Origin of the sequence: Sporosarcina sp. P13 (assembly GCF_002743055.1) — a bacterium.
Lineage (GTDB): Bacteria > Bacillota > Bacilli > Bacillales_A > Planococcaceae > Sporosarcina.
On the sequence record NZ_PDYM01000027.1, the window covers coordinates 1 to 12442 of the forward strand.

Sequence of the window (12442 nt, forward strand, 5' to 3'; positions counted from 1 at the left end):
TTTCCTGTATCCAGCGAAAGCTGTCAAGTGCGGTCTTTCACTTGACTGGTTTCGCTGGATACAGGACGCTCCATGAATGGATGCCGTTCTGAAACGGACTTAACTTTTTTGTGTCCAGGATATTGACGTAGATCCATTACCTTATAAAGGCTTATAGTATAAGCAAATTAATATTAGTATAGTAAAAGAAATACTATAAACTTTAGGAGGTAAAGTATGAGTAATTTATATTGGTATAGCCATAGTCTAAAAAATTATTTAACCTTTTCTAACCAAAAAATCATCTCAAAAGGCTTTATACTAGTAGAGGAGTCTTGTTCAACTCCATTTTTTAAACAGTTCCTTTTCCAAAAGGACAATCAACAAATTCTTGTCTATTTGTATGCCAGTGATGTTCAAGAAGAGATGTATTTATTCGTTCAGGAATGTGATGTAAAAGAAGTATTTATACAGAATCTCAAATCAAAAGCATTCCAAAGTTTCCATTCTGATATTTTTATTAAAGAGAAGGAACCATTGAAAATAATTGAGGAAATTGAGAAGGCAATGAATTATAGTGAGGAAGATGAATACTTACACATTTATGGACAGCCAAGTTGGCATGGCGATGCCTTTATCGTTGGCAATCGTGCAGCATTACAATTGTTAAGGGATACGATTGATCAAGCACTTCAATTTGGTGAAAAAAAAGAAGTCTTTTTCCCTGAAGACGAAGAAGGTTATAGTTTATATATAGCATGTACAGATGATTCCTTTGATCTGAGTCAATTAGATCTTCCCTACCATGACCCTGATATCTTTGAGAAGCGCAAGCCGCCTATTCAAGCATTTAAACATTATAAATTCCATGACTAAATTAAATATTAACTACCTAAATTGTTGTCCGATCAATTTCCTAGGTGGTCTGTTTTATCAATTTCATCTTACAGTTTTAATACACAGCTGCGATATCATTCAAAAGCAAAGATACAACATACAAAGAATCCCATTTGATCGCGTACGGTTCAGGATCAAACGGGATTCCTTTATTACAAATGAACAATGGTCATTATTTTAGATTCTCTTGATCATGACCATTTTTTTTATGATAACTATCAAGAATGATTTGTTTAATTTCCTGTATGTCACCCTTTAATTCTTGATTTTCCCTAAGAAGACGCTCCATTTTCTCTTCACGCTCAAGTTCATCATCCTGGCCCAAATAGCTTAGAATGACAGCAACAACAAGGTTTAAGATGACTAAAGCACCAATAATAATAAAGGATACAAAATAAGCCCAAGCCCACGGCACCTCATTAATAATTGGTCGAGCAACTTGACTCGCCCATGATTCAAACGTTACAACTTGCAATAAAGTGAACAATGCTGTATGAAAACTACCGAAAAATTCATAAGGAAGTACTTCACTAAAAAACGTCGTTCCAATAATCGCGTAAATAGAGAAAATTAAAAATGATAATCCCAAAATCCCTGTTAATGCAGGTATCGATTTCATTAATGAGTCAATAATTTTTCGTAATGCTGGAATGGCCGGTATTAATCTAATTAAGCGCAACACTCTAATTAACCTTAGGATACTGACAAACGGCGTTGCGTAAAATATCAAACTAGCTACAACAATAAGGAAATCAAATATATTCCATCTGTCTGAAAAATATCCTTTAAGACCGTAGCCGACTAGTTTTAATAGTACCTCTAGGACAAAGATCCATACGATGATTAAATCAAGAGCCAGTAATACGGAGTTTCCAGCAAAGTAAGTCTCACTAACGATGATCAATCCGTTTAGTAGTATAATACTAATAATAACCGGCTGAAAGTATTTGTGCATTACCAACTTAGTAATAAAGTCTCTTAAAGATCCTCTACCATTCCACTCTTTATTGTTTTTATATTCTGTTTGCGGCAATCTACATTTCCCTCTCATTAATTTACTATATCTTTACTAGTATAACAGCATATCTCGTAATTAATTTACTCTGGAAGATAATTTCATCAATATTTTTGATGACAATATTGTGAAGTAGAAGCAGAATGGGATAAGTAAGGTTTTAAATTAATTATCACAGAGCAATTGGTTGAATACTTTTATACTTCCATACCTCTTTCGATTATCACATAAGAATGAACTAATAAATATCATGCCCTATCACACTCCACATTGCCTAAATAACCGCAAAAAAGTATACTATATCAATTAACATAATAGAACTCATGTCACGGGACATGAACATTTTTACCGCACAAAGGTGAACATATGAAGCACCGAGGAAGATTTACTTTTTATTTCTAACGTTTGCCAGTTCATGGATATATTTAATAATTAGGAATGCGGAAGCCATCCTTTTACTATTTTCGTATTAATAGATGTGAGTATTTCATGGTTTATCGGAGGTGGTATGACAAGTATAGGTACCTATCCTATCGCGATTCCCTGACAGGTGTGTATAATCGTATGTATGCATATATTCTGAGAAGTGTTTTAAAAGTGCTAAACGTCATAATGAGAAAATAGGAATTTTAACTATTGATATTGATTATAAGTCTAACCAACCAAATCAATGAAACAATTATGCAGAATCTATGAAACGAGATATAACATTACCCATCGACCATTCCATCTATCCAGAAGATGGGCAAAACATTTCAGATTTATTATTAATTGCCGATAAAAGAATGTATAAAGTGAAATCTATTGCAAAGGATGTTAGTTCATTATGAGACAAGCACAACTTCATCTTCCTATAACCGAGATCCTCCTAGACAAACCATTCATGCTTAGTAGGGTAGAAAATTGATGAATAGATCTTTATTACAAGAAGAAAAAAGAGCTACTGTTTTATTTATGTGGTTATTTTATATTGTATTTTTTCTATATGATATTTTTTATTATATTTTTCTCCCCTTATTACCATGGATAGCGGAAGCTTTACCTGATACAGTATGGTACTATCTAAGTTTTATAAAATATATCATCATAATTAGCCTTATTCCGATTACTATCTATCTATTTAAAAAGGAAAATCCCGGGAAGGTAAAATATATTGTCGTTATTGCTTATCTGGTTACTAATCTAGTTACGGATATTTATTATTACTTTGGCAACGCCAATTCATATTCTAGTGGTAATTTGGTAGAGTTAGTCATTATATTGTTTTCACCTATTTTTATTAATAAAAGATTTTTTTATCTAGTTACATGGGGAATAATCCTGAAATACTTATTAGTTGGGATATTCATACAAGATCCTATCATATTATTCCCTGTTACTATCAACATCATGTTGGCCATTATTGCTTACATCCTTCTTCATCGATTCTTAAGTTACGTGAAAGTACTAAAAAACTCTTATGATGAACAACTAGCGGGAATTGTAAAAGGGGTTATTGCCACATTAGAGTTAAAAGACCCTTATACACGTGGACATAGTGAGCGGGTTGCCGAATATGCACTGAGTCTTGCAATAGCAACAGGGAAAGTGAAAGAGTCTGAATTAAATCACTTTTATTATGCATGTCTATTACATGATATCGGAAAAGTTAATATCCCCGACAGTATCTTGGCAAAGTATGGTAAACTTACAGATGAAGAATATGAAATTATTAAAACCCACCCGGTTGTAGGAGCTAAAGCAATTGAAGATGTAGAAGGAATTGCTGATAATATTGCTGTTGTTTATTATCACCATGAAAGATGGGATGGTAAGGGCTATCCAGATGGGCTTACGGGAGAAGAAACACCCCTTGTTGCTAGAATTACAGCTATTGCAGATGCCTTCGATGCGATGACTTCCACAAGGTCTTATCGACCAGCACTTCCTTTTGACGAAGCTTATAAACGAATACTATGTGGAAAAGGGTCCCAGTTTGATCCTGAATTGGTGGAGGTTTTTAAAAAAGTGTATCCAGATTGGATTACAATCTCAAAACAATATTGTAAGGATCATACTTCAAAGGAGGGGTGTAAACATGAAAATCCGTAAACTTAAGAAAGTTAAAGTAACATGTTGGTGGTGTTTCTTTGCTCCAAAAGGCTAAGCAACACTACGTATAGGATGCTATCACGATAGCATCCTATTTTCATTTTTAAAGAGCGGTGGTGCTATTTTTGGAATTAACGTTACAATCACAAATTATTCTATACCCTTTATCTATTCAAAAAGATAAGAAGAATTATATCGTAGAAGAACCTGTTTCTGGCGATTTTTTTGAAATGCCAAAGATTTGTATCGATGCAATAGAAAGGATAAATAAAGGTCAAACATTAGACGACATCCAAATAGAGTTGCGAGAAAAGTATCCGAATGAAAAAGTAGATATGATTGAATTTGGCGAACAGCTGATTGAATTAGGTCTCGTTCAAGAGCTAGATGGAGAACAAGTCACTCAGAAAAAAGAAGTTCAAGCTTCAGGTGGATTTACATGGATCCCTTCATCTGTTGGACGCATCTTCTTCAATGAGATTACTAATAAGATTTACCTCGTTTTATTATTGATCAATGTTACACTTATGGCGTGGAACCCTGAATTATTCCCGCGTTATCAAGATATATTTTTATTTGATTCGATGATGCTCAACATCATTGCCTACATGCTTATTTCCCTCGCATTAATCACCATTCATGAATTCGGACATATTCTCGCTATCCGCTCCTATGATTTACCCGCTAAATTAAGTATTGGAAACAGGCTTATCTTTGTCGTTATTCAAACAGACATAACGTCAGCCTGGAAGCTAGCACCGAAGCAAAGAAATATTCTTTATTTTGCCGGAATGTCTTTTGAACAAACATGTCTATTAATTGCACTTTCACTACAAGTCATCTTGCCAGAAGCGAATGTTATTATACTAGGTATTTTAGGGATAGTTGTCTTTGATATTTTCATAAAGACCATGTATCAATGCGCTTTCTACATGAAAACAGATGTCTATTATTTCGTTGAAAATATAACAGGATGCTATAACTTGATGGAAAACGGGAAGCAGTTTTTAAGCAGGTGGATTCCATTTTTAAGAAGTGATTCTAGTGATACAGAAGTGTTCGATGGAGAGAAAAGAATAGTTCGTATGTATAGCATATTTTATATCGCTGGGATCTTGTTAACGCTAAGTCTTATTATCTTTTACTTTCTACCACAGGCTTATTATGCTTATTCACAAGTTTTTTCTAATTTACTTTGGTCTACGACTCCATCTGCTTTTTGGGATGCCATAGCTTTTCTTGGACAAACAGTACTTTTACTAGGTTTATTCTTATACTCTAAAAGCAAGGCATGAGATGTAGGGATAGGTCCCATAGCCATCAAGCTAACAAAAGTTAGAGAAATTCATCTTTGAACTTTGTTAGCTTTTCCATCGAACTTCCTATGGATAAAATTCTTTCATTATGTTTGATCGTGAAACCGATAATAAAATTTCATTTTTAATACCGGCTTCCGACAAAGAAATTTCCACCTTATTTTTAACCTTTTTTCCTCTATTTATGGTACGGTTCCCCCTTAATAATCCGAAACCCTCGATAAATCTGCTCCACTAACACTAACTTCATTAACTGATGTGGGAAAGTCATCTTAGAAAATGATAACTTCTCATCCGCCCGATGCAACACACTGCTATGCAACCCAAGTGATCCACCAATGACAAAGACAATCTTGCTCTTACCGTACGTCATCAATGATTCAATACTCGCAGCGAATTCCTCCGATGTTTTCATTTTACCGTCGATTGCTAGTGCGATGACATACGCGTCTGTAGCAATTTTCGCTAAGATTCGATCAGCTTCTTTCTTTTTGACAATTTCCATGTCGGCCTCGCTTAGTGTTTCGGGAGCTTTTTCGTCCGCTACTTCAACTAATTGCATTTTTGCATAGCTATTAAGACGCTTCGTATACTCCTCTATTCCTTGTTTCAAATACTTTTCTTTTAACTTACCAACGGTCACAATAGTTATATTCACAGTTTATCCACCCTCACTCCAAAAGTTATACACAATACTTATGCACATATCCACAATCCATTCTATATATTGTGCCTGACCACCTACTCACTACTACATATAAAACTTCCTTTATAGTTTATCACACATTTGTGGATAACTTTTTACTAACTTGTTTTTTTACTTATGTTTTTTTATTTACGTATAAAAATGAAAACTCCACTACCTGTTGCCCTGTAAGGCATTAGCACTTGTCGGTAATTTTATTTAGTCTATTTTTTACATATTATATTTCACACAATATTATGCACAATTTTTTGATTTTATCCACAATTGGATAACTCTATTAAAAAATCAGGCATCGTAGCGCAGTTTCGCTACGATGCCTGATGTGGACAGAAAGTTGTTCACTGTGTGGATAGCCTAGAATGTGTTACCGTCTTTCAACACCATCTCCAACTCTAACTGTTTGCCATCTCGGTATATTTTTACTTTCAATGAATCACCGATTTCTTTCTTATTGTACAAATATTTACGAAGTGTGACCATATCTGTCACCTTTTCATCGTCTAGCTGTACAATCGTATCATACTTCCTCACACCTGCTACTTGGGCTGGAGAGTTTAACATGATATCTGTAACAACGACACCTTCTGTTACGTCTTTAGGTAAATTCAATGTTTGCTGTTGTTGCTGTATTGGAATTTGTTGAAGATCGAGTAAGGATACGCCCATTGTCGGTCGATTAACTTGTCCTGTTTCTTCTAAGTGCTCAATAATCGGTAACGCAATATTGATTGGTATTGCCAAACCAATACCTTCTACCGTCTCTTGAGAGATCTTCATGGAGTTAATACCAATCAGTTGGCCCGCCATGTTGATCAATGCACCGCCTGAGTTCCCTGGATTAATCGCTGCATCAGTCTGTAAAACATCTGCTTGCCAATCAATAATACCGTCTTTGTTGAGATCCATTGGAATCGAACGGTCTTTACCTGAAATGACACCGACTGTTACGGACCCTGCAAAGCCAAGACCTAGTGGATTACCGATAGCAATGACCGATTCACCACGTTTTAGTGCATCTGAATCACCAAATTCAACTATTGTATCTACATGTTTAGCATCTATTTCGACTACCGCCAAGTCAGTCCAGAGATCGCTACCGATCAATTTCCCTTCTACTTTGGTACCGTCATCGAAACTAACTTCTAGCTGCTCAGAGTTTTCTACAACGTGATGGTTCGTGACGATATAGGCTTTGTCTCCCTCTTTTTTATATATAACCCCAGAACCAGAGCCCGCTTCTTGTGTAGACTTTGTAGATGACCAAAAGTCTTGTACTGTTTGGATATTCGTGATACCTACTACCGCCGTTGCAACATCATCGACTACGTCTGTGACTTCATTCGATATATCCATTGGTATTTGCGCGTGCTGGGAGTTCGGCGTGCCAGTTGTTTGGTCAGCTTGCGCATCATTATCATTAATCGATAAGCCAGTAACATACATCATAATCGCAAATACGATCAAGCCACCTACTAATGCACCGAGCAAACCTGGCCAAAAGCCGCTATTACGTTTTGGTTTACGTGTTGGTTCTTTGGGTTGTGTGGGTTGCCACTCCGATTCTCTTCTATCTTCATCCATCCGCTACTCCTCCTCTTCAGTTCTTTTAGTTTCCTACATATACTGTACCCCAACGCACCAATGAAAATGCAAAAAGCCCCACTAATTTAAGTAAGGCTTTTTGCGTTTTTGTTAGACTAGCACAAGTTCTGTGGATTCCGAGGCGTCAGTATCGTGCAAGTGGACAAATTCTCCTGCACGGATACCACAGTCTTCAAGTGTTTGTGCTACACTCATACGCGCTAAGTCCTTCATATTATTGTCTAGACTTAAATGGGCTAAGTAAATATGCGTGTCTTTTTGAGCTACTACTTCGCTCATTGCGACGGCAGCATCTTCATTGGACACGTGACCGACATCACTTAATATCCGGCGTTTAATGGACCATGGATAGCGTCCCATTTGGAGCATACTGACGTCGTGATTGCTTTCGAATACAAAACTATCAGCGCCTTGAATATGCCCCTTCATACGATCACTAACGTAGCCTGTGTCGGTAATGATTGCTAACTTGCGATTGCCTTCATTGAATGTGTAGAACATCGGATCTACCGCGTCGTGGGATACAGCAAATGATTGGATATCCAGTGAGCCAAATGTTTTCACCGTCTCCATATCGAAATGAAAACGCTGATCAATAGGAATCTCACCAACAAGTCCATCCATCGCTTGCCATGTTTTTGCATTGGCATAAATGGGGGTTTTGTACTTTCTTGCGAGAACTCCGATTCCTTTAATATGATCACTGTGTTCATGTGTGACGAAAATGCCGTCAATTTGTTGCATGGAACGACCAATTGATGCAAGTAAACCTTCCATTTTCTTGCCGCTCATCCCTGCATCTACAAGAAATGCATGTTCATCGGACTCTATATATAGCGAATTACCTGTACTGCCGCTCGCCAAAATGCTAAAGCGCATGTGGAAAACTCCTATTCTGTTTGTTCTTCTAACATATTAGATTGGAACTCGATAACTTTCCCTTCAATCGCATTGATGAAGTAATTTTCAATTGTCCCGTCTCTCAATTTTACCTGAATGTTCCACGTTGGTGCAAATACTTGTGTTTCCGTTAGCTGGACAAGTGTCGAATAACCAGACTTCACTTGCATGACAGTAGAACCTTGCTTCAAATAACCTCTTGTCACGAGTGAACCTACTGCATCGTCTTGCGACATCAAATCCTTCTTATGATTAAAGCTGACGAAATCATCCAACATACTTTGCTCATAATGAGTCACTGCTTCGTCATCATCCCAATGAATGACTAGCATCGCATTCGGACTATGGAATATCGTTTCATTCTTTACGCGCTGAAAGAACGTGGCACGCTGATTTTCTTCATCTATTTCCCATAGTTCATAACTACTCCCTTTTAAAACATACCTTACAAGAAAGTCGTCAAAATCAAATTCGTCTTTTTCATCTTTCACGGAAACTTGTTTTTTCATATGAGACAGCAATCGTGAGTTTTCAATTAAAACGAAGGATTGGTTACTTAAGTTTTTTAAATCTTCCTCTGAAAAAGTAGCAATATGTGCAGATAAATAAGAGACTTCCTTTTTCATGAACGGAATTGGATTGTATGTGACCTCTTCTAACTTCAATGTATCTTCCAAAGATATCTTTGGTATGACTTGCATATTATCCACACCCATTTGACGATCCAAGTACAACCAATACAAGAAAATATTCATAACGGAAAAGACGATGATGAAGATTGTTTTGGTTTTATTCCAATCCAAACTGTTCACCTCCCCCAGGGAACCGTGCTGGCGTGAAGCGGAACCAGTTATCTTTGATAAGGTAATACCAACAAGGTTGCAAAATGAGCAATCTTCGACTTTCATCATGGATTAAATAATAACCCACAGAGATTTCATCGATTGAATCAAAGTCTAGTTCATCGGAGTTTTTTAAGGCCTTTGCTACATCTACGCCTGAAGGCAGCTCTTCTTCTACTTTTTCTACATTGACATCAAGTGTATAGTACGGTCTGATATATTTGAAAACACGTGTTTTCCCCCATTTCTGGGTGATCTTATTTGTTTCTGAGTGGTCACTATAAACCGGCAAACCATCTACATATAACTGAAATTCCACGTAACGCGAGATTGGATTCATATAAGCGTAGCGGTATTCATCTGTCCAACCGCCGTGTTCGTTAATGAAGTCTATAGTATTCAGTAGTAGCTCTGAAGGGATAGCTATTTCCTGAGATTCCGCAGCAGGCATGACATAGTTCAACATTTTAGTCTTTGTGTTGATGCTCATGAACGCATGATCGTCTCCATATTCTTCATGGGTGGAATCCACTTGACTACGCTTTACGGCATTCGGATCGTTGAATAATGCATCACGAAATCGATGAGGATTAATTTCTTCCTGATAATACGTATTTCGAGTGACGGAAACAGGATCTTTAGATACAGCTAGCAAAGGTGCGTTGCCACGATCGATTTCCGCGTATTCATCAAACGACTGACCCACATCCACCACATTACGCAAGAATCTAGATTTATTAGGTAATGTGACTTGAGCTTGGTAATGCATACCGTTTGCTTCACTTATAAAGTGAAGCGTCGGCAATTGAGTAGACTGACTCCAATCAATAACTAATCGATTGAATGTAGATTCTGGTATGCTCGTCTCATTCATGAGTAGAACATTATCGTATACAAGAATTGGTACTTCGCCAGGAAAGTATAATGTCATCTGACTAGGCCTTTGTAATAGCTGGGCAATTTCCAACTTACTTAACTTCTGATTGATAAGATGAAAATCACTGATCTCCCAAGTTCCCATTTCAGAAAGAATCGTATCAATCTTACTTGCTTCTACTGAGCCAAGTACTTGATCTTTTAAATTTGTGATCATTTTATATGGTTTAATAATCTCATCGATTGTCTTTTTTTCTGCGATCGAAATATCTACTGTTTGTAATTGTTCCATTGGTTCATATTTCGGTGAAAAGTTCCAGACCGTAAATGTGAACATGATACTCAAGATTACAAGCAATAGTAACACGATGGATTTAATTGTTTCTACGTATTTCAATCCCACTCACCATCCTCTTGTTGTTCAAATGGTAAGTTGAAGAAGATTGTTGTTCCTTTCCCTTCTTCACTTTGGGCCCAAATTTCTCCTTTATGGGCGATTATCATTTCTTTGGCAATTGCAAGACCTAGGCCTGTCCCACCAAGTGCACGTGAGCGTGCTCGATCTGCACGATAGAAGCGGTCGAAAATTCGTTTGACGTTGGATTTTGGAATTCCCATACCATCGTCTGAAATCATGACTTTAATATTGTCACCAGAAACTGTGACTCCGAAACGGACTTCCCCGCCATCCGGCGAGTATTTCAAGGCATTAGAAATAATATTGTCAAGCACTTGCGTCAGTTTATCGGTATCAATTTCTACAAACAAACTACTAGAATACAAATTACGTGTAAATCGAACATTTTTTGACTTGGAGAACTCAAAACGTTCAATGACAGCATTGAAGAACCGATTAAATTCTACCCATTCTTTATTCAGTTCATATTCCTTACTATCCATGCGAGAAAGTTTTAGCAAGTCGTTGACAAGTCGAATCATACGCTCGGTTTCATTTTGCGTTACGCGTAGGAAGTTTGGTGCAATTTCTTCATTTCTCCATGCACCATCAGCTAATGCATCTAAATAACTGCGCATCGTAGTAAGTGGCGTACGTAATTCATGTGAAACGTTTGAGACAAATTCCCGACGTTCCATATCAACTTTTTCTTGCTCCGTATTATCATGAAGTACGACGATCAAGCCATTGACGAAGCCTGTCTCGCGCTGTGTAACTGAAAATGTTGCACGTAAAATATAGGATTGTTCTTCGGTACTGAAGTCTAATGGGATTGACTCTTTCACCTGAATTAACTCTTCAAATGTATAGTCAGACTCGATACCAAGAATGCTCGTAATTGAACGATTGATTACTAAATCATTTGTCACGCCAAGCATTTGTAAGGCCGAGTCATTGATCAAACTAATACGTCCTTTACGATCGGTTGATATGACCCCATCCGTCATGTTTTCGAGAACGGAGGCTAACTTTCTCCTTTCACTTTCGGTGGTGGATTGAGATTCCTGTAATTGATTGGTCAAATGGTTGAAAGCAATCGCCAATTGTCCCATTTCATCAGTCCCGTACACTTTTACTTTACGTGTGAAATTACCATTCGCCATTGCTCGAGCTTGTCGTCGCATGTCGGATATTGGACGCGTAAATGTTCGCGCGATGAAAATTCCGACGACAATCGTAATCGTTAATGATACAGCAGCTGCTCCGGCTAGTATGCGGTTAATTTCTTCGATTTGTTGGAACACGGACTCTATATTCGCCTCAACGTATAGAGAGCCAATAACATCATTTCCATCTACTATAGGTTGGGCTAAAGATAGTACCCGTGTCTGGGACTGGGAATCAAGTGTGATGGCATCTTTAATCGTCTCAGACGTTATAGACTTCCTAACACTGTCATTTGTGGAATGCTGACCAACCCTCGTTTGATTTTCATAAGACGAAGTAGCTAGAATACGGTATTTTGAGTTAATGACACGTATTTCAATAATGTCGTCTGATGTGAACTCAACTAAGACGTTTTTCAAGCTTTGCTCAAGGGTTGGATCACCATCTTTACGCTTTTTCGTAATTTCTTCTCGTACACTAAATTCGACTAAATTCATTCGATCAACAATTGAGTTAGTAAAGTTTTCTTTTAGTGTTTGTTCTAGTTCACGAGCAAAATAAAGACCAATAATTTGCATCGCTACGAGAATAAGCAGGACATAGATCAAGACGAACTTGACATGAATTGACCGGAAAAAACCTACTTTCTGCATA

The 12442-nt window shown here is 37.2% G+C and carries 11 protein-coding genes; 4 read left to right on the forward strand and 7 right to left on the reverse strand.

The genetic code is table 11. The features are described 5' to 3' along the window. Positions 1–216: 216 nt before the first annotated feature. Positions 217–855 (forward strand): hypothetical protein, encoded by a 639-nt coding sequence (locus CSV79_RS11825; protein ID WP_099689265.1) that lies wholly within the window; start codon positions 217–219, stop codon positions 853–855. Between the two features lie 193 nt (positions 856–1048). On the opposite strand, the gene CSV79_RS11830 is transcribed toward CSV79_RS11825, so the two are convergent. Further along, the gene (locus tag CSV79_RS11830) at positions 1049–1909 is read right to left on the reverse strand and encodes an ion transporter (RefSeq protein WP_233201430.1); all 861 of its coding nucleotides are present in this window, start codon (positions 1907–1909) and stop codon (positions 1049–1051) included. Between the two features lie 674 nt (positions 1910–2583). Here CSV79_RS11830 and CSV79_RS16850 point away from each other — a divergent pair. The 3 genes from CSV79_RS16850 (at position 2584) to CSV79_RS11840 (ending at position 5277) form a co-directional block, all read left to right on the forward strand. Continuing rightward, a complete protein-coding gene (locus tag CSV79_RS16850) occupies positions 2584–2721 on the forward strand; it encodes a hypothetical protein (protein ID WP_158232531.1) in 138 nt (45 codons plus the stop codon). Positions 2722–2797: 76 nt separating this feature from the next. Continuing rightward, entirely contained in the window at positions 2798–3982 is a 1185-nt protein-coding gene (locus CSV79_RS11835) for an HD-GYP domain-containing protein (RefSeq protein WP_369824955.1), read from the forward strand. Positions 3983–4107: 125 nt separating this feature from the next. Next, complete coding sequence (locus CSV79_RS11840; protein WP_099689268.1) at positions 4108–5277, forward strand: peptidase; 1170 nt, start codon at positions 4108–4110, stop codon at positions 5275–5277. A gap of 199 nt (positions 5278–5476) precedes the next feature. Here the strand turns inward: CSV79_RS11840 and rlmH are convergent, their stop codons facing one another. The 6 genes from rlmH to walK all read right to left on the reverse strand — a co-directional run bounded on the left by rlmH (position 5477) and on the right by walK (position 12441). Then, complete coding sequence (rlmH, locus tag CSV79_RS11845; RefSeq protein ID WP_099689269.1) at positions 5477–5956, reverse strand: 23S rRNA (pseudouridine(1915)-N(3))-methyltransferase RlmH; 480 nt, start codon at positions 5954–5956, stop codon at positions 5477–5479. Between the two features lie 402 nt (positions 5957–6358). Next, positions 6359–7585 (reverse strand): S1C family serine protease, encoded by a 1227-nt coding sequence (locus CSV79_RS11850; RefSeq protein WP_099689270.1) that lies wholly within the window; start codon positions 7583–7585, stop codon positions 6359–6361. A 111-nt stretch (positions 7586–7696) separates the two neighbouring features. Next, complete coding sequence (locus tag CSV79_RS11855) at positions 7697–8485, reverse strand: MBL fold metallo-hydrolase (protein WP_099689271.1); 789 nt, start codon at positions 8483–8485, stop codon at positions 7697–7699. 11 nt (positions 8486–8496) lie between these two features. Beyond that, on the reverse strand, positions 8497–9309 hold the full coding sequence (locus CSV79_RS11860; protein ID WP_158232532.1) for a two-component system regulatory protein YycI: 813 nt from the start codon (positions 9307–9309) through the stop codon (positions 8497–8499). Next, the gene (locus CSV79_RS11865; protein ID WP_099689273.1) at positions 9296–10627 is read right to left on the reverse strand and encodes a YycH family regulatory protein; all 1332 of its coding nucleotides are present in this window, start codon (positions 10625–10627) and stop codon (positions 9296–9298) included. The genes CSV79_RS11860 and CSV79_RS11865 overlap by 14 nt, the downstream gene beginning before the upstream one ends. Then, positions 10618–12441 carry a cell wall metabolism sensor histidine kinase WalK gene (gene walK / locus CSV79_RS11870; RefSeq protein WP_099689274.1) on the reverse strand — a complete coding sequence of 608 codons (1824 nt, stop codon included), beginning with the start codon at positions 12439–12441 and terminating at the stop codon, positions 10618–10620. The genes CSV79_RS11865 and walK overlap by 10 nt, the downstream gene beginning before the upstream one ends. Between the last annotated feature and the right edge of the window lies 1 nt (position 12442).